General features: G+C 67.2%; 26 protein-coding genes and 5 tRNA genes. 9 read left to right on the top strand and 22 right to left on the bottom strand.

What is annotated here, in order from left to right:
• Positions 1-166: 166 nt before the first annotated feature.
• The 7 genes from ACFWZU_RS06455 to rlmE all read right to left on the bottom strand — a co-directional run bounded on the left by ACFWZU_RS06455 (position 167) and on the right by rlmE (position 3,599).
• Positions 167-242 (bottom strand) — tRNA-Lys (locus ACFWZU_RS06455).
• Positions 243-257: 15 nt separating this feature from the next.
• Positions 258-334 (bottom strand) — tRNA-His (locus ACFWZU_RS06450).
• Positions 335-353: 19 nt separating this feature from the next.
• Positions 354-430 (bottom strand) — tRNA-Arg (locus tag ACFWZU_RS06445).
• A gap of 22 nt (positions 431-452) precedes the next feature.
• Positions 453-529, bottom strand: a tRNA-Pro gene (locus tag ACFWZU_RS06440).
• A 164-nt stretch (positions 530-693) separates the two neighbouring features.
• Positions 694-770 (bottom strand) — tRNA-Arg (locus ACFWZU_RS06435).
• A gap of 238 nt (positions 771-1,008) precedes the next feature.
• Positions 1,009-2,952, bottom strand: coding sequence for an ATP-dependent zinc metalloprotease FtsH (gene ftsH / locus ACFWZU_RS06430; RefSeq protein ID WP_231325405.1), 1,944 nt, complete (start codon positions 2,950-2,952; stop codon positions 1,009-1,011).
• Positions 2,949-3,599 carry a 23S rRNA (uridine(2552)-2'-O)-methyltransferase RlmE gene (gene rlmE, locus ACFWZU_RS06425; protein ID WP_439700593.1) on the bottom strand — a complete coding sequence of 217 codons (651 nt, stop codon included), beginning with the start codon at positions 3,597-3,599 and terminating at the stop codon, positions 2,949-2,951. Before rlmE ends, ftsH begins: the two co-directional genes overlap by 4 nt.
• An 82-nt stretch (positions 3,600-3,681) precedes the next feature.
• Between rlmE and yhbY the strand changes: the two genes are divergently transcribed.
• Positions 3,682-3,978: a ribosome assembly RNA-binding protein YhbY gene (gene yhbY, locus ACFWZU_RS06420; RefSeq protein WP_439700592.1), complete on the top strand. Its 297-nt coding sequence runs from the start codon at positions 3,682-3,684 to the stop codon at positions 3,976-3,978.
• A complete protein-coding gene (locus tag ACFWZU_RS06415; RefSeq protein WP_439700591.1) occupies positions 3,978-4,367 on the top strand; it encodes an Mth938-like domain-containing protein in 390 nt (129 codons plus the stop codon). The genes yhbY and ACFWZU_RS06415 overlap by 1 nt, the downstream gene beginning before the upstream one ends.
• Positions 4,368-4,416: 49 nt before the next feature.
• Here the strand turns inward: ACFWZU_RS06415 and ACFWZU_RS06410 are convergent, their stop codons facing one another.
• From ACFWZU_RS06410 to surE, 4 genes are read right to left on the bottom strand one after another with little or no spacing between them, the layout of a single operon-like run.
• Positions 4,417-5,280 (bottom strand): peptidoglycan DD-metalloendopeptidase family protein, encoded by an 864-nt coding sequence (locus tag ACFWZU_RS06410; protein ID WP_439700777.1) that lies wholly within the window; start codon positions 5,278-5,280, stop codon positions 4,417-4,419.
• 38 nt (positions 5,281-5,318) lie between these two features.
• The gene (locus tag ACFWZU_RS06405; RefSeq protein WP_439700590.1) at positions 5,319-5,927 is read right to left on the bottom strand and encodes a YqaA family protein; all 609 of its coding nucleotides are present in this window, start codon (positions 5,925-5,927) and stop codon (positions 5,319-5,321) included.
• Positions 5,928-5,959: 32 nt separating this feature from the next.
• A complete protein-coding gene (locus ACFWZU_RS06400) occupies positions 5,960-6,649 on the bottom strand; it encodes a protein-L-isoaspartate(D-aspartate) O-methyltransferase (protein ID WP_439700776.1) in 690 nt (229 codons plus the stop codon).
• Positions 6,650-6,659: 10 nt separating this feature from the next.
• Positions 6,660-7,439 (bottom strand): 5'/3'-nucleotidase SurE, encoded by a 780-nt coding sequence (surE, locus tag ACFWZU_RS06395; protein ID WP_439700589.1) that lies wholly within the window; start codon positions 7,437-7,439, stop codon positions 6,660-6,662.
• A gap of 174 nt (positions 7,440-7,613) precedes the next feature.
• Here surE and ACFWZU_RS06390 point away from each other — a divergent pair, with 174 nt between their 5' ends.
• Complete coding sequence (locus tag ACFWZU_RS06390) at positions 7,614-8,165, top strand: Smr/MutS family protein (RefSeq protein ID WP_439700588.1); 552 nt, start codon at positions 7,614-7,616, stop codon at positions 8,163-8,165.
• A gap of 57 nt (positions 8,166-8,222) precedes the next feature.
• Positions 8,223-8,822: a hypothetical protein gene (locus ACFWZU_RS06385; RefSeq protein ID WP_439700587.1), complete on the top strand. Its 600-nt coding sequence runs from the start codon at positions 8,223-8,225 to the stop codon at positions 8,820-8,822.
• Here ACFWZU_RS06385 and truD read toward each other — a convergent pair.
• From truD to ACFWZU_RS06340, 9 genes are all read right to left on the bottom strand, one after another.
• A complete protein-coding gene (gene truD, locus ACFWZU_RS06380) occupies positions 8,812-9,852 on the bottom strand; it encodes a tRNA pseudouridine(13) synthase TruD (protein ID WP_439700586.1) in 1,041 nt (346 codons plus the stop codon). The genes ACFWZU_RS06385 and truD overlap by 11 nt on opposite strands.
• A gap of 112 nt (positions 9,853-9,964) precedes the next feature.
• The gene (mgtE, locus tag ACFWZU_RS06375) at positions 9,965-11,350 is read right to left on the bottom strand and encodes a magnesium transporter (RefSeq protein WP_439700585.1); all 1,386 of its coding nucleotides are present in this window, start codon (positions 11,348-11,350) and stop codon (positions 9,965-9,967) included.
• Positions 11,347-11,820, bottom strand: a complete 474-nt coding sequence (ispF, locus tag ACFWZU_RS06370) for a 2-C-methyl-D-erythritol 2,4-cyclodiphosphate synthase (RefSeq protein ID WP_439700584.1) — start codon at positions 11,818-11,820, stop codon at positions 11,347-11,349. Before ispF ends, mgtE begins: the two co-directional genes overlap by 4 nt.
• Positions 11,820-12,509: a 2-C-methyl-D-erythritol 4-phosphate cytidylyltransferase gene (gene ispD, locus ACFWZU_RS06365; RefSeq protein ID WP_439700583.1), complete on the bottom strand. Its 690-nt coding sequence runs from the start codon at positions 12,507-12,509 to the stop codon at positions 11,820-11,822. Before ispD ends, ispF begins: the two co-directional genes overlap by 1 nt.
• A gap of 1 nt (position 12,510) precedes the next feature.
• Positions 12,511-12,837: a cell division protein FtsB gene (gene ftsB, locus ACFWZU_RS06360; protein WP_439700582.1), complete on the bottom strand. Its 327-nt coding sequence runs from the start codon at positions 12,835-12,837 to the stop codon at positions 12,511-12,513.
• A 21-nt stretch (positions 12,838-12,858) separates the two neighbouring features.
• On the bottom strand, positions 12,859-14,157 hold the full coding sequence (gene eno, locus ACFWZU_RS06355; protein ID WP_439700581.1) for a phosphopyruvate hydratase: 1,299 nt from the start codon (positions 14,155-14,157) through the stop codon (positions 12,859-12,861).
• A gap of 12 nt (positions 14,158-14,169) precedes the next feature.
• Complete coding sequence (locus ACFWZU_RS06350) at positions 14,170-14,391, bottom strand: hypothetical protein (protein ID WP_439700580.1); 222 nt, start codon at positions 14,389-14,391, stop codon at positions 14,170-14,172.
• Between the two features lie 12 nt (positions 14,392-14,403).
• Positions 14,404-15,237, bottom strand: a complete 834-nt coding sequence (gene kdsA / locus ACFWZU_RS06345; protein WP_439700579.1) for a 3-deoxy-8-phosphooctulonate synthase — start codon at positions 15,235-15,237, stop codon at positions 14,404-14,406.
• 184 nt (positions 15,238-15,421) lie between these two features.
• Positions 15,422-17,095 carry a CTP synthase gene (locus tag ACFWZU_RS06340; RefSeq protein ID WP_439700578.1) on the bottom strand — a complete coding sequence of 558 codons (1,674 nt, stop codon included), beginning with the start codon at positions 17,093-17,095 and terminating at the stop codon, positions 15,422-15,424.
• Positions 17,096-17,441: 346 nt separating this feature from the next.
• Between ACFWZU_RS06340 and ACFWZU_RS06335 the strand changes: the two genes are divergently transcribed.
• From ACFWZU_RS06335 to ACFWZU_RS06325, 3 genes are all read left to right on the top strand, one after another.
• The gene (locus ACFWZU_RS06335; RefSeq protein WP_439700577.1) at positions 17,442-19,241 is read left to right on the top strand and encodes an aminopeptidase P family protein; all 1,800 of its coding nucleotides are present in this window, start codon (positions 17,442-17,444) and stop codon (positions 19,239-19,241) included.
• Positions 19,242-19,453: 212 nt separating this feature from the next.
• Entirely contained in the window at positions 19,454-21,343 is a 1,890-nt protein-coding gene (gene parE, locus ACFWZU_RS06330; RefSeq protein ID WP_439700576.1) for a DNA topoisomerase IV subunit B, read from the top strand.
• A gap of 456 nt (positions 21,344-21,799) precedes the next feature.
• Positions 21,800-22,327 carry a 3-hydroxyanthranilate 3,4-dioxygenase gene (locus ACFWZU_RS06325; protein ID WP_439700575.1) on the top strand — a complete coding sequence of 176 codons (528 nt, stop codon included), beginning with the start codon at positions 21,800-21,802 and terminating at the stop codon, positions 22,325-22,327.
• Between the two features lie 64 nt (positions 22,328-22,391).
• Here ACFWZU_RS06325 and ACFWZU_RS06320 read toward each other — a convergent pair whose 3' ends face one another.
• Positions 22,392-22,943 (bottom strand): NUDIX hydrolase, encoded by a 552-nt coding sequence (locus ACFWZU_RS06320; RefSeq protein ID WP_439700574.1) that lies wholly within the window; start codon positions 22,941-22,943, stop codon positions 22,392-22,394.
• Positions 22,944-23,106: 163 nt separating this feature from the next.
• Here ACFWZU_RS06320 and ACFWZU_RS06315 point away from each other — a divergent pair, with 163 nt between their 5' ends.
• Both ACFWZU_RS06315 and ACFWZU_RS06310 read left to right on the top strand, forming a co-directional pair.
• On the top strand, positions 23,107-24,591 hold the full coding sequence (locus ACFWZU_RS06315; protein ID WP_439700573.1) for an amino acid permease: 1,485 nt from the start codon (positions 23,107-23,109) through the stop codon (positions 24,589-24,591).
• A 73-nt stretch (positions 24,592-24,664) separates the two neighbouring features.
• Positions 24,665-26,119 (top strand): amino acid permease, encoded by a 1,455-nt coding sequence (locus tag ACFWZU_RS06310; RefSeq protein WP_439700572.1) that lies wholly within the window; start codon positions 24,665-24,667, stop codon positions 26,117-26,119.
• Between the two features lie 469 nt (positions 26,120-26,588).
• Here the strand turns inward: ACFWZU_RS06310 and ACFWZU_RS06305 are convergent, their stop codons facing one another.
• Positions 26,589-26,924, bottom strand: a complete 336-nt coding sequence (locus tag ACFWZU_RS06305) for a high-potential iron-sulfur protein (protein ID WP_439700571.1) — start codon at positions 26,922-26,924, stop codon at positions 26,589-26,591.
• Between the last annotated feature and the right edge of the window lie 13 nt (positions 26,925-26,937).

The following is a 26,937-nucleotide window of genomic DNA, read 5'->3' as shown; positions in this document are numbered from 1 at the left end:
GCCAAAGCGGGGCATTTTACGGTTGCGCGGCGGGGCAGCACAAGCACGCCGCCCCGCTCCCGAACAATGATGCTGCCGGTCAGCACCGCCTTTGCTCCCTCCCCCTCCCGGCAGAGGAGCAACGGCAAAAAAACAGGCGCCCGGTTTCCCGAGCGCCTGTCTGTATTGGTGGGCCGTGTAGGATTCGAACCTACGACCAATTGATTAAGAGTCAACTGCTCTACCAGCTGAGCTAACGGCCCTTGAAACTTTGAAATTGGGGTGAGCGATGGGATTCGAACCCACGACATCCGGAATCACAATCCGGGACTCTAACCAGCTGAGCTACGCCCACCATAAAACTCTAAGGAAGCTGGCGCGCCCGACAGGAATCGAACCTGCAACCGTCGGCTTAGAAGGCCGATGCTCTATCCGGTTGAGCTACAGGCGCATGTCGAAAGCATAACGCCTGCTGGTCGGGGCAGAGGGATTCGAACCCCCGACATCCAGCTCCCAAAGCTGGCGCTCTACCAGACTGAGCTATACCCCGTAGCAGATCCGTGGAACGCTTTCGCGTACCGAAGCCCTCGAATGCTACGGGCGACGCTTCACCTCGTCAATCCGTATCCAGCGCACCGGAGATTCCTTTCCGGTCCCATCCGTGCCTTCGGCGCCGATGGACAGGTCACATCGAAACATGACCTGCGGTACAAGTGGCGCGCCCGGAGAGATTCGAACTCCCGACCACCAAGTTCGTAGCCTGGTACTCTATCCAACTGAGCTACGGGCGCGCATTAAAACTGCTTTGCCGTGGCCCTGCCGCCGAAGCGGTGGGTGCCGAAGCAAGAAGCGGAATTATTCAGATTCGGCGCGGTTGCGTCAACACCTTTTTCAAAAAATCTTCGCCTTCATCGACGCGAGGATTTCTCGCCTCTCGCCAGCCCGCAAACGTTTGGACGTCCAGACTGAGCGGGCTCGCGCGCCAGAAACACCCCCGCCCCTGCCACGCAGGAGAGGAAGCGATTGCCATCAGCCGTGTGGCTGCGTGGCCGGATCACCGAGCTTGGGCGAACCGGCGTCGCCGCGCGGCGGCAGGTTCGGCGGCACCGGGCCACCGGAGGTCGGCTTGGACCAATCGGCGGGCTCACCCGGCTCGCGGCCGGCCATGATGTCGTCAATCTGGCGTGCGTCGATGGTCTCGTACTGCAGCAACGCGTCAGCCATCACATGGAGCTTGTCCAGGTTGTCGGTCAGCAGCCGCTTGCTGCGTGCGTAGGCGCGATCGAGGATATCGCGCACGACTTCGTCGATGCGCCGGGCGGTCTCGTTGGAGACGTTCTTGTGCTGCGTGACCGAGCGACCCAGGAAGACTTCGTCCTCGTCTTCGCCGTAGGTGACCGGGCCGAGCTCGTCGGACAAGCCCCACTTGGTGACCATGTTGCGTGCCATCTTGGTGGCCCGCTCGATGTCGTTGGAAGCGCCGGTCGTGACCTTGTCGGCGCCAAATATCAGCTCCTCAGCCACGCGGCCGCCGTACAGCGAACAAAGCTGCGACTCGATCGCCACGCGGTTGATCGAATACTTGTCGGCCTCGGGCAGGTACATGGTTACGCCCAGCGCGCGACCGCGCGGGATGATGGTGACCTTGTAGACCGGGTCGTGCTCGGGCACCAGGCGGCCGACGATGGCGTGGCCGGCCTCGTGGAAGGCGGTCAAGCGCTTCTCGTCCTCGCTCATGGCCATCGAGCGGCGCTCGGTGCCCATCAGGATCTTGTCGCGCGCCTTGTCCAGGTGGCTCATGCGCACTTCGCGAGCGTTCTCGCGCGCGGCGAACAGCGCCGCCTCATTGACCAGGTTGGCCAGGTCCGCGCCGGAGAAGCCTGGCGTGCCACGTGCGATCACCATCGGGTTGACGTCGCTCGCGGTGGGCACCTTGCGCAAGTGCACCTTGAGGATCTGCTCGCGGCCCTTCACGTCCGGCAGGCCGACGACCACCTGGCGGTCGAAACGGCCCGGACGCAGCAACGCCGGATCGAGTACGTCGGGACGGTTGGTCGCCGCAATGACGATGATGCCCTCGGTACCCTCGAAGCCGTCCATCTCGACCAGCAACTGGTTCAGCGTCTGCTCGCGCTCGTCGTGGCCACCACCCAGGCCGGCACCGCGATGGCGGCCGACCGCGTCGATCTCGTCGATGAAGATGATGCAAGGCGCATGCTTCTTTGCCTGCTCGAACATGTCGCGCACGCGGCTGGCGCCTACGCCGACGAACATCTCGACGAAGTCCGAACCGGAAATCGAGAAGAACGGCACCTTGGCCTCGCCCGCGATGGCCTTGGCCAGCAGGGTCTTGCCGGTGCCCGGCGGGCCGACCATCAGCACGCCGCGCGGAATCTTGCCGCCCAGCTTCTGGAACTTGCCCGGGTCGCGCAGGAACTCCACCAACTCGCCGACTTCCTCCTTCGCCTCATCGCAGCCGGCGACGTCGCTGAAGTTGACCTTGACCTGGTCCTCGCCCTGCAGCTTGGCGCGCGAGCGGCCGAAGCTCATGGCCCCACGACCACCGGCGCCGGCCTGCATCTGGCGCATGAACCAGATGAACACGCCCACGATCAGGATGATCGGCAGCCAGTTGACCAGCAGGCCCAGCAGCGAGAAGCCGTTGTTCGACGGCTCCTGGGTCACCACCACGTTCTTGTCCTGCATCTGCTTGACCACCCCGTTGGTGGAAAAGCCGAGCACGGGCGCGACGGTGCGGAAGGCGCTGCCGTCTTTCAGCTTGCCGGTGATGGTGGCGGGGTTGTCGGCGCTGATCGTGGCGCTGGCGACGTTGCCGCTGTCCACGCTCTGCACGAAGCTCGAGTACGGCAGGTCGGAAGAGGAGCCGCCGTGCGGGTTGAAGCTCTGGAAGACCGTCAGCAGGACCACCGCGATGATCAGCCAGAGCAACAGGTTTTTCGCCATTTCGTTCATGCGCGGGTCTCGTCCGTTTGCCCGCCGACGGCCTTCTTGCCGGTGGCGAGCGCATAAACCTCACGCGAACGCGCGCGCGAAGCCTTGGGTTTACGCATGGTTACGCGCGCGAACTGCGCGCGCAAGTTGCGCAGGTAGTCGTCGAAGCCGGCGCCCTGGAACAGCTTGATCAGGAACGCGCCGCCCGGCTTGAGCCACTGCCGGGAGAAATCCAGCGCCAGATCGGCCAGATCCATCGCGCGAATCTGGTCGGCCAGCGCCACGCCACTCATATTGGGGGCCATGTCCGACAGTACAAGATCGACCGGTTGCCCGCCGAGGCGTTGCTCCAGCTGGTGCAGCACGGCTTCTTCGCGGAAATCGCCCTCGATGAAATCCACCCCGGCGATGCCCTGCATCGGCAGGATGTCCAGCGCGATCACCGTGCCGTTGTCACCCAGGCGCTGGCGTACCAGTTGCGACCAGCCGCCGGGGGCCGCGCCCAGGTCGACCACGCGCATGCCCGGCTTGAGCAGGCGGTCGCGCTCGATCAGCTCCTCCAGCTTGAACACCGCACGCGAGCGCAGTCCCTCGGCCTGGGCCTTCTTCACGTAGACGTCGTCGAAGTGCTCCCGGAGCCACCGGGAGCTGCTTTTGCTGCGGGACATGCGGCAGGGGGCACCGATGGGGAAAGACGCCCGCATGATACCCTTTACGGCCCCCTGACCGCGAATCGTGGACCCTTCCCGCATGCCGATCTCCCCTTCCCAGCGCCGCTACCTGCGCAGCCTCGCCCACGACCTGCACCCGGTGATCCTGCTCGGTGCCAAGGGGGCTACGCCTGCCGTGGTCAAGGAACTGGACCTGGCGCTGAGCCACCACGAGCTGGTCAAGGTGAAGCTCTCCGGCGGCGACAAGGACGAACGCGAGGCACAGATCGCCTACCTGACCGACGGCACCGGCGCCGAGAGCGTGCAGCAGATCGGCCACACCGTCACCCTGTTCCGCCGCAACGAGGACGAGCCCAAGCTCGCCCTGCCCCGCTGATGGACCTCTCGCTCGACCGCCCCGAAGGCTACCTGTTCATTCGCCGCGTCGGCGAGCGGTCGATCACGGTGGTCGACCGGGAGTTGCAAGCGAGCTTCCTGCTGGCGCCGGATCGTGTGGTCGAGGATTGGCCGGTCGGCGATGCGGCCTCGCTGGATGAGGTTGCGGGCGACGCCGTGCGCGCGCTCGAACCGGAGGTCGTGTTGCTGGGCACCGGTAGCCGTCAGCGCTTTCCTTCCGCCGCCTTCATGGCCGGCTTCCTGCGCCGGGGCATCGGCATCGAGGTGATGGACAACGCCGCGGCGGCCCGCACCTATGACTTGCTGGCCGGCGAAGGGCGGCGGGTGGTAGCGGCGTTCATCCTGGCAGAGAGCGTATCGGCCGACTGAAGCCCACCCTGCAGAGTGGTTATGCGGATGGGCCTCAGCCCACTACCGCTTACCGTGCCGGCAGGTAATCGAGCGGGTCGACCGGGTTGCCGTCGCGCCGGATCTGGAACTGCAACTCGTCCCGCGACGCTCCGGTCGAGCCCATCTCGGCGATCAGTTGCCCCGCGCCCACCCGCTGGCCTTCCTTCACCAGCCGCTTGCGGTTATGCCCATACGCCGACAGGAAGTCGTCGTTGTGCTTGATGATGATGAGCTCGCCGTAACCGACCAGCCCGTTGCCGCTGTACACGACCACGCCGTCGGCCGCTGCACGCACCGGATCACCCGCCTTGCCGGCCAGTTCGATGCCGGGAATAGCATCGCCGCTCTGGAATTTCTTGATCAGCGTGCCGTCGGCCGGCCAGCGCCAGTTGACGCCACTGGCCGTACGGGTGGCGCCCTTGGGCGCGGGCACGGCAGGCGGCGCCGGCGCGGCAGCCACGGCAGCGGGAGCGGGACTGGAAGCAGGCACAGCCGTACCGGCGCCCGGATGCGATGGCGCGGGGGCGACCGGTTTGAACACGGGCGCAGCCGGGCGAGTGGAAGCAACCGGCCGCCGCGTGTCCCTGGTGCGAGCCGCACCCGGCGAAAGCCGGAGCACCTGGCCCGGCCATATCGTGTAGGGGGACGCGATTCCGTTCCACGAAGCCAGATCGCGGAAATCCAGGCCATGGCGGAAGGCGATCGAGTAGAGCGTGTCCCCGCGCATCACGCGGTAACTGCCCGAGGCCGCCCGCGGGGGCGCGACCGGCGCGCGCGAGACGGTGCCGCCGCGAGTGGGCTGGACCACCACCGACCGGCCACAGGCGGCAAGGAGAAGCGCGGCCGTGCATGCTGCCGCGAAGCACATCCATTTCTTCATGCCGACCAGCATACCCAGCCGACACGCCGATTTCACGGAACGCCGGGCGCTCAACGCAGCCAGATCCACCACACGAGCAACAGCGCCAGCACGATGATCGCCGCCCAGCCGATACGCTCGATGTGCTTGTGCAACACCCGCTCGGCGCGCTCGCCGAACAGGCGTATCAGCAGCGCCAGCAGCCACACGCGCTTGCCGCGCCCCACCGCCATGCAGAGCAGGAACGGGATCACCGGCACGCCCACGATGCCCGACGCCCAGGTGACGAACTTCATCGGCACCACCGGCTGCAGCGCGGCCAGCGCCAGCACCAGGAGAAGGCCCAGCCAATGCTGGTTCATCTGCGCGCGCAGGCTGGCCACGCCCTGTTCGATCGGTTCGAGCAGGTGCAGCGAGGCGAGCAGCGGCTGCAGCGCGTGGAACGCCCAATGGCCCAGAGCGTAGCCCACCAGCGAGCCGAGCAGGGAGAACAGCAGGCTGATATTGGCGTAGAAGAATGCCTTCTGCCGCTTGCCCAGCATCATCGGCGCCAGCATGACTTCGGGCATGATCGGGAAGATGAAGGCTTCCACGAAGCTCAGCCCGCAGAGGTAGTACACGGCCCGCGGATCGCGTGCCCAGGTCAGCGCACGCGAGTAGAGCGATCCAAACAGGCGCATCTAGTGGATTCCTTGTCGCCGGAGGGGTGGCATCAACCGATGCCGCCGAGCAGCGGCACGAAGCTCACCGCGCCGAGTTCTTCCTGGATGAATTCGCCCTGCCCGTTGCCGCGGATGCGCAGCAGCATCTGGCTGCTGGGGGAGCCGACCGGCGCCACCAGCACGCCATCCGGCGAAAGCTGGTCGAGCACCTGGCTGGGAATCGCATCGCCCGCGGCAGTAAGAATGATCGCGTCGAACGGCGCCTGGTCCGGCCAGCCCAGCTTGCCGTCGTCGTGACGCGAGCGCACGTTGGCCAGGCCCAATTGGCGAAAGCGCCGGCGCGCCTGGCGCAGCAGCTCCTCGATGCGCTCGACCGTGAACACCTGCCCGACCAGCGCCGCCAGCACGACCGCCTGGTAACCCGAGCCGGTGCCGATCTCCAGCACCTTCTGCGGCACGCCGCCGTTGAAGTGCTCCAGCAGCGCCTCGGTCATGCGTGCGACCACCCACGGCTGCGAGATGGTCTGCCCGTGGCCGATCGGCAGCGCGGTGTTCTCGTAGGCACGCGAGTGCAGCGCCTGGTCGATGAAATGGTGGCGCGGCGTGTTGCGGATCACCTCGATCACGCGCGGGTCGCGGATGCCACTCTCCTTGAGCGTGGCGGCCAGGCGGTCGCGCGCGCGCTGCGAGGTCATCCCCTCGCCCTTGAACGCCGACGGCGGCAGCGGATGGATGTTCATCGTCATGGCGTCAGGCGGCCTTCTCGTCCATCGCGTCGGTCATCGCCTGCATCCAGCCGCTTATTTTCTCCAGGGCCTGGTAGCGGGTGAGGTCGACGTGGATCGGCGTGACCGAAACATAACCGCGGCGCACCGCGTCGAAGTCGGTGCCCGGGCCGTCGTCCTCGGCACCGCCGGAAGGCCCGATCCACCAGATCGGCTTGCCGCGCGGGTCGGTCTGCGCGATGCAGGGCGCCGAGCGGTGCCGCTTGCCCAGCCGGGTGACCTCGAAACCCTGGATCTCGTGCCAGGGCCGGTCCGGCACGTTGACGTTGAGGATCGTGTCGGCCGGTAGCGGATCGACCAGCAGGCGCCGCATCAGGATCAGCACGGCCTGCGCGGCCGAGTCGTAGTGATCGCCCTTGTGGTCGCGGCTGGCCAGCGACACGGCGATCGCCGGCAAGCCGAGGAAGCGGCCTTCCATCGCGGCGGACACCGTGCCCGAGTAGATGACATCGTCACCGAGGTTGGCCGAGTTGTTGATCCCGGACACGACGATGTCCGGCTCGTGGTCGAGCAGGCCGGCGAGCGCCAGGTGCACGCAGTCGGTGGGCGTACCCGCCACGCGGTAGCGGCCATCGTCCATCTTCAGCGCGCGGATCGGCGCGTCCAGGGTGAGTGAGTTGCTGGCGCCGGAACGGTCGCGGTCGGGCGCCACCACCGTCACCTGCCCCACCGCCGCCAGAGAGTCGGCCAATACGCGGATGCCAGGGGCATCCACGCCGTCGTCGTTACTTACCAGGACTCGCATGATGTTCCGTCAACAGATGCATGAACGCCTCCCCGCAAGGTGCGCTCCGAATCCCCCGGAGTCTACCGGAGCAGGCCACCTCTTTCACGACGCGCGGCCCCAAGCCTCGTCCCTGGGTAGGCGGCCCGGCACGAACGGGACTCGCCGGGCCAAATCCCTTGCTAGCATGAGCTCATGAAGAAGCGCCGCGCCTCCACCGAGCCCGACGAGGACGACATCCGGCTGTTCCGCGACGCGATCGGCCCGGTGCGCGAGATCCGCGTGGATGCTCCGCCGCCGCCCCCGCCACGGCCCGAACCACGCGCGCACATGCTGGAAGCGGACGAGGCCGCCGTACCGGGCGAGCTGCTGGAACTGGCCTTCGACCCGGCGCTGATGGAGATCGGCGAAGAGTTGAGCTATCTGCGCGAGGGCTACCCGCCGCGCCTGCTGCGCCAGCTCAAGCGCGGCCAGTTCAGCATCCAGGACGAACTGGACCTGCACCACATGAACGCCGCGGCCGCGCAATCGAGCATCGCGACCTTCCTCGCCGAGGTCCGCCAGCACGGCCTGCGTTGCGTGCGCATCGTGCACGGCAAGGGGCTGCGCTCGAAGGCCGCCGGCCCGGTGCTCAAGGTGCTCACCGACCGCCTGCTGCGCCGGCGTGACGACGTGATCGCCTTCGCCTCGGCCAAGCCGGCCCAGGGCGGTACCGGCGCGGTCGTCGTGCTGCTGCGGAACGCCTGACCGCACAGAGATCCACCAGCAAGGGGTCAATCCACGCGCCCACTCGGCCAACGCTTCTTGGTCGCCTATGCGGGCGTCCTCACGGCCGCGTTCGCGATCACCGTGCTCTGCGGGTTCGCTCCCCGGGCAGCTCGCTTCGACACGCTACAGGTGCAGCGCATCGACGTGGCCGAGCCGGACGGAACGCTGCGCACGGTCATCTCCAACCATGCCCGGCTGCCGGGGATCATCGTGCGTGGCAAGGAGCAGTCATTCGAGCGCCCCCAGGCCGGCATACTGTTCTACAACGATGAAGGTTCGGAAAACGGTGGTCTGATCTTCGGTGGGCACCGAAACGCGAACGGTGAAGTGGCCGATTCGGGCGGCAGCCTTTCGTTCGATCGCTACGACGCCAACCAGATCGTGCAGTTGCTTGGGGTCGACGACCACCAGGACCGCATGGCCGGCCTGGTGGTTTCCGACAGTCCGGAAAAGGCATCCGGGCACCGGCGCATCTGGCTTGGTCGCGGGGACGACGGTGCGGCCACGTTGGCCCTGATGGATGGCGCCGGACGCAAACGCCTCCTGTTCCAGGTGCCTGCCGAAGGTGACCCCAGTCTGGTGTTCCTGGACACGCAAGGCCAGGTAGTCCAGCGGCTGGCGCCGGCTACGACGTAGCGTCGTCCGCGCGGGGAGCACCGGCCTGCTGCGCGAGCTCGCGCGCGACCACGGTGGCGTACGCGCCTGCGGGGAGCTCGAACGCCAGCTCCAGGGCTTCGTCGGGCAGCCATCGCCAATGCAGGTTTCGCGGGATCAGGCGCAGCGGGCGCCTTTCCTGGTCGAGGCGGGCCGCGGCCAGGCCTTCGGCCAGATCGGCGTCGCGGGCAGCGACCTCCCGCTCCAGCATGCCCGCCACGGCCGCCGTCGGCGGTTCGCCCTGCCCCCAGAGCGGGCCGGACGGGTGGATATCGCCCTTCGCCAGGCGCTCGGCCAGCGTGGCGTCGAAGGGCTCCGGTCCGAACCAGGAGCGCGAACCGGCGAGTGACCAGATCTCGCCGTCCAGCGGCGTGTCCCATGCCCCCTGCTCCACGCGCGCGGCGAGTACGCCGTTGAAGATGTGCGACCGGGCGGCCGACAGCAGGAAGCTGCGCTTGTCGCGGTCGACCCGGCGGCCGGCGAACATGCCCCGTGCCTGCGCCACGTTGCCGCCTTCGCGGCCGAAGCGCTGTTCGCCGAAGTAGTTGGGCACGCCGCGCGCGGCGATGGCCGCCAGCACCCGCTCGGCTTCTGCGCGATCGCCTTGCACCTCGCGCAGCACCAGCACGAAACGGTTGCCCCGCAGCGCACCGCGCTTGAGCTTGCGGTTGTGCCGGGTGGCGGCAAGCACCTTCACTTCCGCATGCGGGAAGGCCGACCAGTCCGGATCCGGCTTGCCCGCCAGCTGCACGGTGAAAGCCTGCCGGGTCACCGCGTGGCGATCCTTCAGACCCGCGTAACCCACGGCCACCGGCGGCACGCCGGCGAAGCGGGCCAGCTCGCGCCCGACCCAGTCGGTGTTGGCGCCGCGCTTCTCCACCCAAAGCAGCGCATGCTCGCCCGATCCCTCGGCGTCGTAGCCGAGGATTTCCTCGACGAGGAAGTCCTCCGGTGCAGCCCGCAGGCGCGCGGTGAGGGGTGGGGTGCCATGGGCGTAGGGAAGTTCGTGCATCCGGTAAAGCCTTGAGGTTTTCTCGCAGGAGCCCGCTTGCGGGCGATGCATCTGGCTTGGTCATCGGGGCAACAGCATCGCCCGCAAGCGGGCTCCTGCCGTGCGCCGAGCGTTACATCAGGAACAGCGTGGCCAGCCCCAGGAAGATGAAGAACCCGCCGCTGTCGGTCATCGCCGTAATCAACACGCTCGATCCGAGCGCCGGGTCGCGGCCGAATTTCATCATCAGCATCGGTATGCCGACACCGCAGAAGGCGGCCAGCAGAAGGTTGAGCGTCATGGCCGCGGTCATCACCACGCCCAGCGCGATGTTCTCGTACAACAGCCACGCCACGACGCCGATCACCCCGCCCCAGACCAGGCCATTGAACAGCGAAACGGCCAGCTCCTTGCGCCACAGCCGCTTGGCGCTGTCGGGCGTGATCTGGTTGAGCGCCAGCGCACGCACGATCATCGTGATGGTCTGGTTGCCGGAGTTGCCGCCAATGCCGGCGACGATCGGCATCAGCGTGGCCAGCGCCACCAGTTTCTCGATCGCGCCCTCGAACAGGCCGATCACGCGCGAGGCGATGAAGGCAGTGACGAGGTTGATCGCAAGCCAAGACCAGCGGTTGCGCAAGCTCGCCCACACCGACGCGAAGATGTCTTCTTCCTCGCGCAGGCCGACGCGGCTCAGCGCCTCGCTCTCGCTTTCCTCGCGGATCACGTCGACCATCGCATCGACGGTGATGCGGCCGATCAGCCGGCCATGGTCGTCCACCACCGGTGCGGTCACCAGGTCGTAGCGCTCGAACGCCTGCGCCACTTCGTAGGCATCGTCGCCCGGGTGGAAGGTGTTGACGTCCGGGGCCATCACCTCGCTGACCATCTTCTCGGGCGAGTTGACCAGCAACCAGTGCAGCGGCAGCACGCCGGTCAACAGGTTGTCCTGGTTGATCACGAACAGCTTGTCGGTCTGCGCGGGCAGCTCGTCGAAGCGGCGCAGGTAGCGCAGCACGGTCTCAAGGCTCACGTCCTCGCGGATCGTGACCATCTCGAAGTCCATCAGCGAGCCGATCTGGTCCTCTTCCCAGGACAGCGCCGACTGCACCCGCTCGCGCTGCTGCGCGTCGAGGCTGGCCATCAGCTCGGGCAGGACTTCGGTGGGCAGGTCCTCGACCAGGTCGGCCAGTTCGTCGGCGTCCAGCGGCTCGACCGCGGCGAGGATCTCGCGCTGGTCCATGTCCGCGATCAGCGATTCGCGCACCGCGTCGGAAACTTCCAGCAGGATCTCGCCGTCGCGGTCAGCCTTGACGCGCTGCCAGACAGCCAGGCGCTCGTCGAGCGGGAGCGCTTCCAGCACGAACGCGATGTCGGCCGGATGCAGTTCGTCGAGCAGTTGCTGCAGTTGTGCCTGGTCGTCGGGCGCGGGCGCTTCGGCCAGCCGCTCCAGCAGCGCGGTAATGGCTTCCAGCTGCTCGGGCAGCCGGTTCGCGCCGCGGGCCTCGGCTTCGCTCACGCGCGCTCCAGCAGCACGCAGGCCTGCGCCGCGATGCCTTCGCCCCGGCCGGTAAAGCCAAGCTTCTCTGTGGTTGTGGCCTTGATGCTGATGCGGGCGACCTCACAGGCAAGGTCCTCGGCCAGGTTCGCGCGCATCGTTTCGGCGTGAGGGCCGACCTTGGGCGCCTCGCAGATCACGGTGACGTCCGCATTGCCGAGTGTGTAGTTGTGCTGCGACATCAAGAGCGCCGCGTGGCGCAGGAAGTGGCGGCTGTCGGCACCGCGCCAGCGCTCGTCCGACGGCGGGAAGTGCTTGCCGATGTCGCCGAGCGCCAGCGCGCCGAAAATGGCGTCGCACAGCGCGTGGATCACCACGTCGCCGTCGGAGTGCGCCACCACGCCGCGATGGTGCGCCACACGCACGCCGCCGAGCACGACGAAATCACCCTCGCCGAACGCGTGCACGTCGAAACCCTGCCCTATGCGCATCACCCGGTCCTCGTCAGCAGGAACTCGGCCAGCGCGAAGTCCGCGGCCGTCGTCACCTTGATGTTGTCCTCCGCGCCCTCGACCAGCAGCGGCGTGGCGCCTGTCCGCTCCATTGCCATCGCCTCGTCGCTGACCGGCACGCCCGCGCGACTGGCTTCCTCGAGCGCTGCCACAAGCTGCCCGCGGCGGAACATCTGCGGCGTGAAGGCGCGCCAACGCTGTTCGCGCGGTTCGGTCTGGACACTGCGCTGGCGCTCGTCGGCGCGCTTGAGGGTGTCCCGCAGCGGCGCGCCGAGCAGGCCGCCCTCGACCGCCGAAGCCCGTTCGACCAGCCGTTCGATGTCGGCGGCGCGCACGCAGGGGCGCGCCGCGTCGTGCACCAGCACGAACTCCTTCTCGCCAACACCGGCCGGTAGCGCGCGCAGGCCGGCCAGTACCGAGTCGGCTCGCTCGCCGCCCCCGATCGTGGTGAGCACGGGCTTGCCGCCCAGGTGGTCGATACCCGGCCAGCGTGCGTCATCGGCCGCCAGCGCCACCATCAAGCCGGTGATGCACGGGTGTGCCGCCAACCGCTCCAGCGTGTGCAGGATCAAGGCGCGCCCGGCCAGCGGCAGGTACTGCTTGGGGCAGTCGCCGCCGACCCGGGTGCCGCGTCCGGCGGCCGGTATCACGCACCACAGCGTGGCCATGTCAGTGCCCGCCGCCGTCGCTGGCCGGCGGCGGGCTGCTGGCGCTGCCGGCCGGTCGTTCAACCACCTGGTAGAAGGTCTCGCCGGGCTTGATCAGGCCCAGCTCCGCGCGGGCGCGCGCTTCGACCGCCTGCTCGCCATGCTTGAGGTCGCTGACGTCCGCGGCCAGCGCCTGGTTGCGCTGCAGCAGCTTGTCGTTCTCCCCGGCCTGCTTCTGCACCGATGCGCGCAGCGTCTGCACTTCGTGCATGCCGCCGCTGCCGGTCCACAGCTTAAGCTGCAGACCGATCAGGATCACGATGAGGACCAGGGCGATCCAGCGCAGCATGGGCGGTGCGACCTGTGAGCGTCAGCCCGGCAGGCGGGCGAGGTTGGGGAACGCGTCGCGGCCGGCGTAGCGGGCGGCACTGCCCAGCTGCTCCTCGATGCGCAGCAACTGGTTGTACTTGGCCACGCGGTCTGTACGGCAGAGCGAGCCGGTCTTGATCTGGGTCGCGGTCGTCGCAACGGCGATATCGGAGATCGTCGTGTCCTCGGTTTCACCCGAACGATGCGAAACCACCGCCGCGTACTTCGCGGCATCGGCCATGGCGATCGCCTCCAGCGTCTCGGACAGCGTGCCGATCTGGTTGACCTTGATCAGGATCGCGTTGGCGATCTGCTTTTCGATGCCCTCGCGGAAGATCGACGGGTTGGTGACGAACAGGTCGTCGCCCACCAGCTGCACGTCCTTGCCGATCTTGTCGGTAAGCAGCTTCCAGCCGGCCCAGTCGCCCTCGGCCATGCCGTCTTCGATGGTCACGATCGGGTACTGCTTCGCCCAGCCGGCGAGCAGGTCGACGAACTGCTCTGGCGCGTAAGCCTTGCCCTCGCCCTCCAGGTCGTACTTGCCGTTCTTGAAGAACTCGGAGCTGGCCACGTCCAGGCCGAGCAGGATCTCGCTGCCGACCTTGTAGCCGGCCTTGCCGACCGCTTCGAGGATGGTGTCCAGCGCCTCGATGTTGGAGCGCAGGTTCGGCGCGAAGCCGCCCTCGTCACCCACTGCCGTGTTGAGGCCCTTGGCCTTCAGCACGCTCTTGAGGGCGTGGAAGACTTCCGCGCCGGCGCGCAGCGCCTCGGCGAAGTTGGGCACGCCGACCGGCAGGATCATGAATTCCTGCACGTCGACGTTGTTGTCGGCATGCGCGCCGCCATTGACGATGTTCATCATCGGCACCGGCAGGCTGCCTGGCTTGCCGTGCGAGAGGTACTTCCACAACGGCTCGCCGCGCGAGGCGGCCACCGCGTGTGCTGCGGCCATCGAAACGCCCAGCAACGCATTGGCGCCGAGCTTGCCCTTGTTCGGCGTGCCGTCCAGCGCGATCAGCTTGCCGTCCAGCCCCTTCTGGTCGGCTGCGTCGAATCCCTTCAGCGCCTCGGCGATGGCGCCGTTGACGTTCGACACCGCGCGGGTCACGCCCTTGCCACCGTAGCGCGCCTTGTCGCCGTCACGCAGCTCGACCGCTTCGCGCGAACCGGTCGAGGCGCCGCTGGGCACCGCAGCCCGGCCGAACGCGCCGCCGGCCAGGGTGACTTCGGCCTCCAGCGTGGGATTGCCGCGCGAGTCGAGGATTTCACGGGCGTGGATGCGGGTGATCTGAGTGGTCATTGGGTGATATCCCTAATCGATGTACTTGGAAAACCAAAACAGCAGGATCGCGATGCCCACGAACAGCACCGCAACCACGCATCGGTAGAACCGCTGGAAGCGCCGGGTCACGTCCAGCGCCTGGTTCTGCTTGGCGATCGCCGCCTCACTGTTCTTCCGATAAAGCTCGAGGTGCTCGCGCTGGACATCGCGCATTTCCGTGAGCAGCCGGACCAGCGAATCTTCCGTTGACATGCGCGCCTCGGCTCAGAGAGTACTTTCGAGGAAGCCGTGGCGCTTGGTCACGGCGTCCAGGTCCATCAAGGTTTCCAGCAGCGCTTCCATCTTGCCCAGCGGCCAGGCGTTGGGGCCATCAGACAGCGCCTTGCCCGGATCCGGATGCGTCTCGGCGAAGAGGCCGGCCACGCCGACCGCGACCGCCGCGCGCGCCAGCACCGGCACGAACTCGCGCTGGCCGCCGGAGCTCGCGCCCTGCCCGCCCGGAAGTTGCACCGAATGGGTCGCGTCGAACACCACCGGGCATGCCGTCTCGCGCATCACGCTAAGCGAACGCATGTCCGAAACGAGGTTGTTGTAGCCAAAGCTCGCGCCACGCTCGCACACCATGATGTCGTCGTTGCCCACGGCCTTGGCCTTGGCGACCACGTGCTTCATGTCCCACGGCGCGAGGAACTGGCCTTTCTTGATGTTCACCGGCTTGCCGGCGCGCGCCACGTTCTGGATGAAGTCGGTCTGGCGGCACAGGAACGCCGGCGTCTGCAGCACGTCGACCACCGCCGCCACTTCGTTCATCGGCGTGTATTCATGCACGTCGGTGAGCACCGGCACGCCGATCTGGCGCTTGACCTCGGCCAGCACGCGCAGGCCTTCTTCCAGGCCCGGCCCGCGGAAGCTCTGGCCGGAGGAGCGGTTGGCCTTGTCGAAGCTGGACTTGAAGATGAAGTTCACGCCGAGCCGGCCGGTGATCTCCTTGAGCTTGCCGGCGACATCCAGCTGCAACTGTTCGGACTCGACGACGCAGGGGCCGGCGATCAGGAACAGGGGCTGGTCGAGGCCGACTTCAAAACCGCAAAGCTTCATAGGTAATTCCTGTTGGTGCATCGCCTGTCTGGCGAGCCGCCACCCCTCGGGACGTCATTCCCGCGGGAGCGGAAACCGACCTTCAGCGGGTAGCCAAGAGCAAGTGGGCTCCAGCTTTCGCGGAAAATGGCGCCCATACTCCGTCGGGCGCCACGTCATTCACAAGGCACGAGGACAGGGCGCGTCAGGCCCTCGCCTGCGCCCCGGCCAGCTTTTCCCCTTCGCGCATCGCCTTGTACTCGCGCGCCGCCTCGACGAAACCGATGAACAGCGGGTGCCCGTCGCGCGGCGTGGAGGTGAACTCCGGGTGCGCCTGGCAGGCCAGGAACCACGGATGCTTCTGCTGCGGCAGCTCGACGATCTCGACCAGCAGGTCGTCCATCGACTTACCGGAAACCACCAGGCCCAGATCCTCGAAATCCTGGCGGTAGCGGTTGTTGAATTCGTAGCGGTGGCGATGGCGCTCGCGCACCACCTCCTGGCCGTAGGTCTCGCGCGCCAGCGTACCGGTCTTCAGGCGCGCCTCCTGCGAGCCCAGGCGCATGGTGCCGCCCAAGTCGGAGTGCTCGCTGCGCTGCTCGGTCTCGCCAGTGGCGGTGGTCCATTCCGTGATGAGGGCGATCACCGGGTTGGCAGTGTTGCGGTCGTTCTCGCTGGAATCGGCGTCTTTGAGGCCCGCCACGTTGCGGGCGAAGTCGACCACCGCTGCGTGCATGCCGTAGCAAATGCCGAAATAAGGCACGCCGTTCTCGCGGGCGTACCTGGCCGAAAGCACCTTGCCCTCGAAGCCGCGCTTGCCGAAGCCGCCCGGGACCAGGATCGCGTCGGCCTTGCCGAGCACCTTCTGCGCGCCCTCGGCCTCGACCTGTTCGGAATCGATCCAGTCCAGATTGACGCGGGTCTGCTGCTTGATGCCGCCGTGGCGCAGCGCCTCGCCGAGCGACTTGTAGGCGTCCTTGTGCTCGACGTACTTGCCGACGATCGCGATGGTGACCTCGTCCTTCGGGTGCTCCACCGCCTCGACGGTACGGCGCCAGCTGGAGAGGTCGGCCGGCTTGGCGTCCAGGCCCAGGCGCCGGACCACGATGTCGTCCAGGCCCTGGCTGTGCAGCCACAGCGGGGTCTTGTAGATCACGTCCACGTCGACAGCGCTGATGACCGCGTTCTCGGGCACGTTGGTGAACAGCGCGATCTTGCGGCGCTCGCTCTCCGGCAGCGCTTCCTCGCAACGGCACAGCAGGATGTCCGGCTGGATACCGATCGAGCGCAGCTCCTTCACCGAATGCTGGGTCGGCTTGGTCTTGATCTCGCCGGCAGCCTTGATGTAAGGCACCAGGGTCAGATGCATGAACAGGCACTTCTCCGGCCCGTGCTCGATGCGCAACTGGCGGATCGCCTCCAGGAACGGCAGCGACTCGATGTCGCCGACCGTGCCGCCGATCTCCACCAGCGCCACGTCGAAGCCGCGCGTGGCCTCGTGTACGCAGTGCTTGATCTCGTCGGTGATGTGCGGAATCACCTGCACGGTGGCGCCCAGGTAGTCGCCGCGGCGCTCCTTGCGGATCACGCTCTCGTAGATCTTGCCGGTGGTGATCGAGTTCTTGCCGGTCAGCCGCGTGTGGACGAAGCGCTCGTAATGCCCCAGGTCCAGGTCGGTCTCCGCGCCGTCGTCGGTCACGTAGACCTCGCCGTGCTGGAAGGGACTCATGGTGCCCGGATCCACATTGATGTAGGGATCGAGCTTCATCATGGTGACCGAAAGCCCGCGCGCCTCGAGGATGGACGCAAGCGACGCCGCCGCGATGCCCTTGCCGAGCGAGGACACCACACCGCCGGTGACGAAAATCAGGGGGGTCATGGAATGCAGCCGTGCTGGAAATTCGGCATTTTAGCGGGTGACGGGCCCGGCGGCGAGACTTAAAGGGTCGCGCGATTCATGCTCGGGGTCCCTTTCCCTCCGGGCAAGGGTTCGCTGGCACCCGATTCCGCGCTCCGCCCGTTCCCTGATCGGCCCTTCAAGCCCTCTCCACCAACGATAGAGGGCTGTGGTTCGGGCTCACCGTATCCGCCACACCGTTCGCCCTGGCTTAGCGCCAGGCGATGGAGGCGAAGGGCTCACCGGGACCGCCGCGACGCTTCGACCCCGGTACTTCTCGCCCGCACCGGGCGTGAACCACTCTCGTGGAAGGCGCTAGCATGGATGGATGAGCACCCCCATCCCCTCCCGCCTTGCGGCCCTGCGCATGGCCATGCAAAAGCACGGCGTTGCCGCCTGCCTGATCCCTTCCGCCGACCCGCACCTGTCCGAGTACCTGCCCGCGCACTGGGCCGCCCGCGAGTGGCTGTCCGGCTTCACCGGCTCGGCCGGCACGCTGGTGGTGACCGCCCACGCCGCCGACCTGTGGACCGACTCGCGTTACTTTTCCCAGGCCGAACAGCAGCTGGCCGGCACGGGCGTGGCGCTCAAGAAGCAGAAGATCTCGCACGCCCCCGAGCACCTGCAGTGGCTGCAGGAACACCTCAACGAGGGCGACGTGCTGGCGGTCGCCGGCGACAGCCTGTCCGTCGCCGCCCGCAGGCAGGTCGAACGCCTGCTGGGCGAGGCCGGCGCGCGGGTGCGCACGGACCTGGACCTGCCAGGCGAGGCCTGGACGGACCGGCCCGCCCTGCCCAGGGCGCCGGTGTTCGAACACGCCTCCGGCTTCCCGGGGGCCACCCGCGCGGAAAAACTCGAACGCCTGCGCGCCAGCCTGCGTCGCCAGCAGACCACGCACCACCTGGTGTCCAGCCTGGACGACGTCGCCTGGCTGACCAACCTTCGCGGCAGCGACGTGGAGTGCAACCCGGTGTTCCTGGCCCACCTGCTGGTGGAGACCGACGGGCCCGCCACGCTGTTCGTCGACCGCGGCAAGCTGTCCGACACGCTGGTCGCCGCGCTCAAGGCCGACGGCATCCGGATCGCCGACTACGCCACCGTCACCGACGCGCTGGGCGAATTGGGCAAGGATGCAGCCCTGCTGCTCGATCCCGCGCGCGTGGTCTGCACCGTGGCCGACGCGATCGGCACCGGGGCCGGGCGCGTGGAAGCGGCCAACCCCTCGACCGCCTTCAAGGCCCACAAGACCGAAGCCGAGCTCGAACACATCCGCGAGGTCATGCGCCGCGATGGTGCTGCGCTGGTGCGCGCCTTCCGCCGGCTGGAAGAGCGTCTGGCCGCCGGCATGGCGCAGACCGAGCTTGACGTCGACGCGCTACTGCGCGACGAGCGCTCGGCACAGCCGGATTTCATTGGTGAAAGCTTCGCCACGATCGCCGGCTATCAGGCCAACGGCGCCCTGCCCCACTACCGCGCCACCCCAGAATCGCACAGCACGCTGCAGCGCAAGGGCCTGCTGCTGGTCGACTCCGGCGGCCAGTATCTCGGCGGCACCACCGACATCACCCGCGTGCTGGCGCTGGGCGAGACCACCGCCGAGCAGCGTCGCGACGCCACGCTGGTGATGAAGGGCCTGATCGGCTTGTCCCGCGCTCGCTTTCCCAAGGGCGCGAGCGGCCCGCAGCTGGACGCGCTGGCGCGTGCGCCGCTGTGGGCCAGCGGCCTGGACTACGGCCATGGCACCGGCCACGGCGTGGGTTACTTCCTCAACGTGCACGAAGGCCCGCATGCGATCCGCCCGCCGGTGCCCCATGGGGCGCTGGTTCCGCTGGAGCCGGGCATGATCACTTCGATCGAGCCGGGCCTGTACAAGCCGGCGCGCCACGGGATCCGCCACGAGAACCTCGCGGTCGTGGTGCAGGCGGACCAGACCGAGTTCGGCGAGTTCTACGCTTTCGAGACGCTCACGCTGTGCCCGTTCGATCGTCGCGCGCTGGAGCCGGGCCTGCTCAACCCGGAAGAGCGCGCCTGGCTGGACGATTACCACGCCACCGTGCGGGCGGCACTGGCGCCGCTGCTCGAAGATGCGGACCTGGCGTGGCTGGAGCGGCATTGCGCGCCGTTGTAGTTCCCCCGCAAGGTTGCCCATCCGCCCTTCGCGCACCTTTCCCCGTTGCGGGGAAGGACACGATCGCTGCGCCCTCCCTGTCGAGCCTTCCCCGCAACGGGGGAAAGGCGCCGGCGACGGATGGCGGGCGCCTTTCGCGGGCGACTCCGCTTGACCACCCCGCCCGCCTCTCGCCATCCTGCAACGCTTCCGTTCCCTGACCGACCCCACGCATGAGCAGTCGCTACAACGCCGCCGACATCGAAGTCCTCTCCGGCCTCGATCCCGTCAAACGCCGCCCGGGCATGTACACCGACACCTCGCGCCCGAACCATCTGGCGCAGGAAGTCATCGACAACTCGGTGGACGAGGCGCTGGCCGGCCACGCCAGGGCGATCGAGGTGGTGCTGCACGACGACGGCTCGGTCGAGGTCAGCGACGACGGCCGCGGCATGCCAGTGGACATCCACCCGGAGGAAGGCGTGCCGGGCGTCGAACTGATCCTCACCCGCCTGCACGCGGGCGGCAAGTTCAGCGGCAAGAACTACAACTTCTCCGGCGGCCTGCACGGCGTGGGCGTGTCGGTGGTCAACGCGCTGTCGCAACGCGTGGAAGTGACCATCCGTCGCGATGGCAGCGAATACCGCATGGCGTTCGAGCACGGCGACCGCGTCAGCGAGCTGGAAGTGATCGGCTCGGTGCCGAAGAAGAAGACCGGTACCACCGTGCGTTTCTGGGCCGATCCGAAGTACTTCGACTCGCCGAAGATTTCCGTCCCCAAGCTCAAGCACCTGCTGCGCGCCAAGGCCGTGCTCTGCGCCGGCCTCAGCGTGAAGCTGGTCGACGAAGCCAGCGGTGAGACCAGCGAGTGGTACTACGAGGACGGCCTGCGCGACTACCTGCGGGGCGAGCTCGACGGCGCGGACTCTATTCCTGCCGACCTGTTCGTCCACCACGTCGCCCGCGACACCGAAGGCCTGGATGTGGCGCTCACCTGGCTGCCCGAGGGCGAGCTGGTGCAGGAGAGCTACGTCAACCTGATCCCCACCGCGCAGGGCGGCACCCACGTCAACGGCCTGCGCTCGGGCCTGACCAATGCCATCCGCGAGTTCTGCGACATCCGCAACCTGCTCCCGCGCGGCGTCAAGCTCGCGCCCGAGGACGTGTGGGAGCGCCTGGCCTTCGTGCTCTCGGCGAAGTTGCAGGACCCGCAGTTCGCCGGCCAGACCAAGGAGCGCCTGTCCTCGCGTAACGCTGCCGCGCTGTGCGAGAGCGTGGTGCACGACGCCTTCAGCCTGTGGCTCAACCAGCACGTGGACCTGGGCGAGAGGATCGCCCAGCTCGCCATCGAGCGCGCCAGCGCGCGCCTGAAGGCCGCCAAGCAGGTGGTGCGCAAGAAGATCACCCAGGGCCCCGCCCTGCCCGGCAAGCTGGCCGACTGCACGGCCACCGACCTCACCCGTACCGAGCTGTTCCTGGTCGAGGGTGATTCGGCTGGCGGCAGCGCCAAGCAGGCGCGCGACAAGGAGTTCCAGGCGATCCTGCCGCTGCGCGGCAAGATCCTGAACACCTGGGAAGTCGAGTCGACCTCCGTACTTGCCTCGGAGGAAGTCCATAACCTGGCCGTGGCGATCGGCTGCGACCCAGGCAAGGACGATCTCTCCGGCCTGCGCTACGGCAAGGTGATCATCCTGGCCGACGCCGACTCCGACGGCCTGCACATTGCCACCCTCCTGTCTGCGCTGTTCCTGCGTCACTTCCCCTCGCTGGTGCGCGAGGGGCATGTGTTCGTCGCGATGCCGCCACTGTTCCGCGTGGACGTGGGCAAGCAGGTGTTCTACTGCCTGGACGAGGCCGAGAAGCAGTCCATGCTGCAGAAGATCGAGCGCGAGAAAATGAAAGGCGCCGTCTCGGTCACCCGCTTCAAGGGCCTGGGCGAGATGAACCCGGCCCAGTTGCGCGAGTCGACCATCCATCCGGACACCCGCCGCCTGGTCCAGCTGACCGTCGACGACAGCGAAGGCACGGCCAGGCTGATGGACATGCTGCTGGCGAAGAAGCGCGCCGGCGACCGCAAGAGCTGGCTGGAAGAAAAGGGCGACTTGGCTACCCTGGAAGTCTGACCGCTTGCTGGCAGGCACGGCAGCCGGCATGTTGCGGCGCGGCCCAACCCCGAGCCTCGCCATCCAGCGTTCCGCCTGCCGTACGGCGATCGCCTGAGTCCCGCCTCGCCGCTCGAACGCGAGGATCTGTCCCGCATCCTGCTGGCCACCGCAGCGGCGACCAGGGCGCCTTCACCGATCGCCGGACAGGCTGCATCTGTCGCCGGCCGTCGTCGCGCGCCTGAGCAACCGCGCGCTGCCGGCGGTTTCGGTCGAGCCGCCGGGCGGTTCGCAAACCGGCCAGCCGACCGCTCCGGTCATCGCCAAGGGTGCCATCGTCGGGGCCTGATCGGCCGCCTGACATCCTTTAGGAGCGCACCTGTGCGCGACCCCCACCCACCATGGTCGCGCACAGGTGCGCTCCTACAGGTGAACTCCACGCGCTAAGGTAGGCATCTACACACGCCGAGCGCAGCCATGGCCCTGCTACCGCCCATCGACCTGCAACGCTGGATCGACGAACACCGTCACCTGCTCAAGCCGCCGGTTGGCAACAAATGCATCGTCGACGGCGAGTTCATCGTGATGATCGTCGGTGGTCCCAACGCGCGCACCGATTACCACTACGACGAAGGCCCTGAGTTCTTCTACCAGCTCGAAGGCGAGATGGTGCTCAAGGTTCAGGACGAAGGTGCTGCACGCGACATTCCGATCCGCGCCGGCGAGCTGTTCTACCTGCCGGCACGGGTGCCGCATTCGCCCCAGCGCATGCCTGAATCGGTGGGTCTGGTGATCGAACGCCGCCGCCTGGCGGGCGAGCAGGATGGCCTGCTGTGGTTCTGCGAGCGCTGCAACCACAAGCTGTACGAGGAATACTTCACCCTGGCCAGCATCGAGCAGGACTTCCCGCCGGTGTTCGACCGCTTCTACCGCTCGCGCGAGGCGCGCACCTGCGACGCCTGCGGACATCTGAACCCCGCACCCGCGCGCTACGAGTCCGTTTGACCGCGCAGGTGGGCCCAAGCCTGCCATCCTCCCGCGCACGCAACGCGGCCGGCCAAACCCCACCCTACAAAGTGCGGGCCAGCCAGCGCCTCGCCATGCGTCGCAGCGACTCGTCCGCCTGCGGGTCCTGCGCAATCGCCTGGATGGAGTGCCAGGCGAGATCCAGCGACTCCTCGCTGACGGCGAACGCCTCGCTTCCCGTCGCGCGCACGACGTAACGCACGTCGTAGTGCCAGTGCGCGGGCTCATTGCCGCGAGCGGGGATCAGGTGTCGGTCCAGGTCGAAAATGGCGGGTTCGGCGACCAGGTCCGGCAGGCCGGATTCCTCCTCGGCCTCGCGCAACGCCACGCGCGCAAGGTCCGGATCACCATCGGCATGTCCTCCCAGCTGCAACCAGCGGCCGAGCTTGCGGTGATGGGTCAGAAGCACACGCTCGCCATCCGCGCTGACCAGCCACGCCGAACCGGTGAAATGACCGAACGCATGCGTACGCTCGAACACCTCCGGCGCGCCGGCCAGGAACGCAAGGAAGTCCCGTACGTCGCGGGCGTCCGGGAAGGCTTGCCCGTGCCGATGCAGGGCGTCGCCAAGGCGGTAGGTCGATGTGTCGGGCATGTTCGTCGGACGCTGTGCAAACGGCGATTCTAGTGGCGCCCTGGCATGCCTTGTGGCGCTTGTACCCCCAGTCACGCTCGGCTAAGGTTGCCCGTCACATCGGCTCAACGCGTGTGCTAACGCAAAGGGTCGGGGAGCACGCCGTCTTTCCATGGGGAACGCTATGCTGTTTAAGCGCGTCAAGCCGCTCGACCAGATTCTCGCTACCGCCGAAAAGAAGTCCCTCGTCCGCCAGCTCGGTCCGTTCCAGCTAACCATGCTGGGCATTGGCGCGATCATCGGCACCGGCATTTTCGTGCTCACCGCCGAAGCGGGCCAGAAAGCCGGCCCGGGCATGATGATCGCCTTCGTCATCGCCGCCGTCGTGTGCGCCCTGGCTGCACTGGCCTACGCCGAACTAGCTTCCATGGTGCCGGTCGCAGGATCGGCTTACACCTATACCTATGGCGTGCTCGGCGAAGGTGTCGCCTGGATCGTGGGCTGGGCATTGGTGCTCGAATACACCATCGCTGCCAGCACGGTCTGCGTCGGCTGGGCGGGCTACGTCAACGGCCTGCTGACGCACGCGGGCTGGGGCCTGCCGCACTTTCTGCAGGTGGGACCGATGGACGGCGGCAGCTTCAACCTGCTGGCCTGCGCGATCGGCCTGGCGGTCACCCTGCTGCTGGTGCTGGGCACGTCCAAGTCGGCCAAGGTCAACACCGTGCTGGTGCTGATCAAGATCGCCGCCCTCACCGCCTTCATCTTCGTCGCCGTGCCGGCGGTGAACGACACGAACTTCCACCCGTTCGTTCCCAATGGCTGGGGTAGCCCGATGGGCGGCATCGGTGTACTCGGTGCGGCCGCGTCGATCGTGTTCGCCTACATCGGCTTCGATGCCATCTCCACGGCGGCCGAAGAGACCAAGAATCCCAACCGCAGCATCCCGATCGCCCTGATCGGTTCGCTCGGCGTGTGCACCATCTACTACCTGCTGGTGAGCTACGGCGCGGTCGGTTCGGTAGGCGCGCAGCCCATGCTGGGGCCGGACGGCGTGGCACTTGAGCCAGGCACGCCGGCGTTCGCGGCGGCCTGCGTCGGCTCGGACGCACTGGTGTGCAGCAAGGAGGCGCTGGCCCACGTGGTTCGCCTGCTCGACCACAACACGATCGGCGCCTTCATCGCCTTCGCTGCGGGCATCGCCTTGCCGTCGGTGATCCTGACGATGACCTATGGCCAGACCCGCATTTTCTTCACCATGTCGCGCGACGGTCTGCTGCCGGGTTCGCTGGCCAAGATCCACCCGCGCTATCACACGCCTCACGTGATCACGCTGATCACCGGTACCTTCGTGTCGCTGTTCGGCGCGCTGTTCCCGGTCGGTATCCTTGCCGACATCACCAACTCCGGCACGCTGTTCGCGTTCATCATGGTGGCGATCGGCGTGCTGATCCTGCGCCGCACGCAGCCCGAGCGCCCGCGTCCGTTCCGCACGCCGATGGCGTGGCTGGTCTGCCCGCTCGCGATCATCGGTTGCCTGCTGCTGTTCCTGAACCTGTCAAAGGAAGCGAAGCTCACCTTCTTCGTGTGGGGCGCCATCGGCCTGGTGGTCTACTACCTCTACGGTCACCGCAAGAGCCACCTGGCCAACGGCACCGAACCGGCCTGACGCTTGCGTCGCCGTCCCAGCAAACACCCGCCGGCACGGTGAAAACCGTGCCGGTTTCATGTCCGGAATGCCCATGCTGAAGCAACTGCTCGCCCGCAAGACCGATTTCTCCGACGCCGACGACGCGCACGGCCCCGGCCTGCGCCGCACGCTGGGCCCGTGGGGATTGACCGCGCTGGGCATCGGCGCGGTGATCGGCGGCGGCATCTTCGTCATCACCGGGCAGGCAGCAGCCGAACATGCCGGCCCGGCGGTGATCCTCGCCTTCATCATCGCGGCGGTGTGCTGCAGCTTCACCGCGCTGTGCTATGCCGAGTTCGCCACGCTGATCCCGATGTCGGGCAGCTCGTATTCCTATGCCTACGCAACGCTGGGCGAGCTGGTCGCCTGGTTCATCGGGTGGAACATGGTGCTTGAGTACGGCGTGTCAGCCTCGGCGGTGGCGGTCAGCTGGACCGGATACTTCGTCAGCCTGATGGACCATATCGGCATCCATCTGCCCGCCGCCCTCACCACCGCTCCCCTGGCCTATCAGGGCGGGAAGCTGGTGAGCACCGGCGCGCTGTTCAACCTGCCGGCCGTGACCATCGTGCTGGCGCTGACCTGGCTGTGCTACGTGGGCATCCGCGAGTCGAGCGGCGCGAACGTCGCCATGGTGTTGCTGAAGGTCGGCCTGATCGTGGTGGTGATCGTGGCCGGCTGGCGCTATGTCAATCCGGAGCTCTGGCATCCGTTCATCCCGGCCAACGAAGGGCCGGAAAGGTTCGGCTGGTCGGGCATCATGCGCGCATCGACGCTCGTGTTCTTCGCGTACATCGGTTTCGAGGCGACCTCGACTGCCGCGCAGGAGGCCAAGAATCCGCAACGCGACCTGCCCGTCGCCACGATCGCCTCGCTGGCCATCTGTACGGTTCTCTACGTCGGCATGGCGGCCGTCATCACCGGATTGCTGCCGTTCAAGCTGCTGGGCACGGCCGAGCCGGTGGTCACCGCCGTCAAGGCGCACGCGGAACTGGAATGGCTGCGCTGGCTGGTCGAGGTCGGTGCGTTGATCGGCCTGTCCTCGGTCGTGCTGGTGATGATCATCGCGCAGCCGCGCATCTTCATGATCATGGGGCGCGACGGGCTGCTGCCGCCGGTGTTCGCCAAGATCCATCCGCGCTACCGGACCCCGCACATCAACACGGTGATCACCGGGGTGGGTATCGCCGCGCTGGCCGCGGTATTCCCGCTCGACATCCTGGGCGACCTGGTGTCGATGGGCACGCTGATCGCGTTCGTCGCAGTGTGCGCGGGCGTACTGATCCTGCGCCACACCCAGCCGGAGCTGCCGCGCACCTTCCGCGTGCCATGGGCGCCGGTGATCTGCACGCTGGGCGTACTGAGCTGCCTGACGCTGCTTTATTGGGAGAACTGGTACCAGTGGCTGATGCTGGGCATCTGGACGGTGATCGGCATGGTGATCTACTTCGCCTACGGCCGCCGGCATAGCCAGTTGCGCAAAGCGTCGGCCTCCGCGGGCAACTGACGCGCGGTTGCCGGGCAGGCAGCCGCTTGCGGGATGCATTTGAGCCACCCTGGCCGTCCATCCTGGACGAGCAGCCCTCGAGCCGGCCCTCCCCAGGCGCTACCCGGGTTTCAGGAACCCGTTCGTTCGGCGACGTTCGTAGGCGGACGCGACATTTAACGTCATACTAACAAGCCAGCAGACCGCGCGTACCAACTATTTGTCGCCCCAAGTGATTGATATCCATGGTTTTAACGGAAGTTTTCCGATAAAAATTGGAGCGACCCGCATCCGAATGGCCCCCCACGGGAGTATCATCTGTGTTCCGAGGGTTGATCACTTGGCAGTGGGCCCCGGATCGCCGCCCGGCGCGTCAGGCGGGTCAGCTCCTCAGCCTGACGCGCCTGGGCAGCATTTTTCAGACTGGCCTCCCGGCCTCTTCCCCACACGCAAATCCTGACGCAGCGGCGTCAAGTCAGTGTGCGTGCTCTCAGGCCTTTCTGGCCGTGTGCGAGACACACCAGCCCTTGGCATTGACCGATTTGCCCGGGAACAACTGGCACGGACCGTAGGCCTTGGCCGTGGGGTCGGTGTAGAACTGGCAGTTCGCACACACGTCGCCTGGCTTGTGCTTGGGGTTTTTGGACTTGCTGGCGTCCTCAACATAGTCGAGCGCCTTCGCCGTCGGGTCGGACTCGGCCACGTGCGGCAGATCGGCAGCGCGCGCGAAACGCGGCAACCCACCGACGACAGCGGCCGCGGCCGCGGTGCCGGCAGCGGCTTTCAGGAAGCGACGACGCGATTCGACGTCTTTTTCTTGCGACATGATTGAACCTCCG

The organism is Frateuria sp. GZRR33, from assembly GCF_051900425.1.
GTDB lineage: Bacteria > Pseudomonadota > Gammaproteobacteria > Xanthomonadales > Rhodanobacteraceae > Frateuria_A.
The sequence above is the reverse complement of the archived record's forward strand: the minus strand, read 5'-3'. Positions and strand labels throughout refer to the sequence as shown.

Bases quoted from the DNA above. Each gene is read 5' to 3' on its own strand.
- ACFWZU_RS06310 (WP_439700572.1), top strand. From the start codon at position 24,665: ATGCTGAAGCAACTGCTCGCCCGCAAGACCGATTTCTCCGACGCCGAC.
- eno (WP_439700581.1), bottom strand. From the start codon at position 14,157: ATGACCACTCAGATCACCCGCATCCACGCCCGTGAAATCCTCGACTCG.
- ACFWZU_RS06390 (WP_439700588.1), top strand. From the start codon at position 7,614: ATGAAGAAGCGCCGCGCCTCCACCGAGCCCGACGAGGACGACATCCGG.
- ispD (WP_439700583.1), bottom strand. From the start codon at position 12,509: ATGGCCACGCTGTGGTGCGTGATACCGGCCGCCGGACGCGGCACCCGG.
- yhbY (WP_439700592.1), top strand. From the start codon at position 3,682: ATGCCGATCTCCCCTTCCCAGCGCCGCTACCTGCGCAGCCTCGCCCAC.
- kdsA (WP_439700579.1), bottom strand. From the start codon at position 15,237: ATGAAGCTTTGCGGTTTTGAAGTCGGCCTCGACCAGCCCCTGTTCCTG.
- ftsB (WP_439700582.1), bottom strand. From the start codon at position 12,837: ATGCTGCGCTGGATCGCCCTGGTCCTCATCGTGATCCTGATCGGTCTG.
- ACFWZU_RS06350 (WP_439700580.1), bottom strand. From the start codon at position 14,391: ATGTCAACGGAAGATTCGCTGGTCCGGCTGCTCACGGAAATGCGCGAT.
- truD (WP_439700586.1), bottom strand. From the start codon at position 9,852: ATGCACGAACTTCCCTACGCCCATGGCACCCCACCCCTCACCGCGCGC.
- ftsH (WP_231325405.1), bottom strand. From the start codon at position 2,952: ATGAACGAAATGGCGAAAAACCTGTTGCTCTGGCTGATCATCGCGGTG.
- ACFWZU_RS06405 (WP_439700590.1), bottom strand. From the start codon at position 5,927: ATGCGCCTGTTTGGATCGCTCTACTCGCGTGCGCTGACCTGGGCACGC.
- ACFWZU_RS06315 (WP_439700573.1), top strand. From the start codon at position 23,107: ATGCTGTTTAAGCGCGTCAAGCCGCTCGACCAGATTCTCGCTACCGCC.
- ispF (WP_439700584.1), bottom strand. From the start codon at position 11,820: ATGCGCATAGGGCAGGGTTTCGACGTGCACGCGTTCGGCGAGGGTGAT.
- ACFWZU_RS06305 (WP_439700571.1), bottom strand. From the start codon at position 26,924: ATGTCGCAAGAAAAAGACGTCGAATCGCGTCGTCGCTTCCTGAAAGCC.
- ACFWZU_RS06325 (WP_439700575.1), top strand. From the start codon at position 21,800: ATGGCCCTGCTACCGCCCATCGACCTGCAACGCTGGATCGACGAACAC.
- ACFWZU_RS06400 (WP_439700776.1), bottom strand. From the start codon at position 6,649: ATGAACATCCATCCGCTGCCGCCGTCGGCGTTCAAGGGCGAGGGGATG.
- ACFWZU_RS06410 (WP_439700777.1), bottom strand. From the start codon at position 5,280: ATGCTGGTCGGCATGAAGAAATGGATGTGCTTCGCGGCAGCATGCACG.
- ACFWZU_RS06415 (WP_439700591.1), top strand. From the start codon at position 3,978: ATGGACCTCTCGCTCGACCGCCCCGAAGGCTACCTGTTCATTCGCCGC.
- ACFWZU_RS06340 (WP_439700578.1), bottom strand. From the start codon at position 17,095: ATGACCCCCCTGATTTTCGTCACCGGCGGTGTGGTGTCCTCGCTCGGC.
- ACFWZU_RS06335 (WP_439700577.1), top strand. From the start codon at position 17,442: ATGAGCACCCCCATCCCCTCCCGCCTTGCGGCCCTGCGCATGGCCATG.
- parE (WP_439700576.1), top strand. From the start codon at position 19,454: ATGAGCAGTCGCTACAACGCCGCCGACATCGAAGTCCTCTCCGGCCTC.
- ACFWZU_RS06320 (WP_439700574.1), bottom strand. From the start codon at position 22,943: ATGCCCGACACATCGACCTACCGCCTTGGCGACGCCCTGCATCGGCAC.
- rlmE (WP_439700593.1), bottom strand. From the start codon at position 3,599: ATGTCCCGCAGCAAAAGCAGCTCCCGGTGGCTCCGGGAGCACTTCGAC.
- surE (WP_439700589.1), bottom strand. From the start codon at position 7,439: ATGCGAGTCCTGGTAAGTAACGACGACGGCGTGGATGCCCCTGGCATC.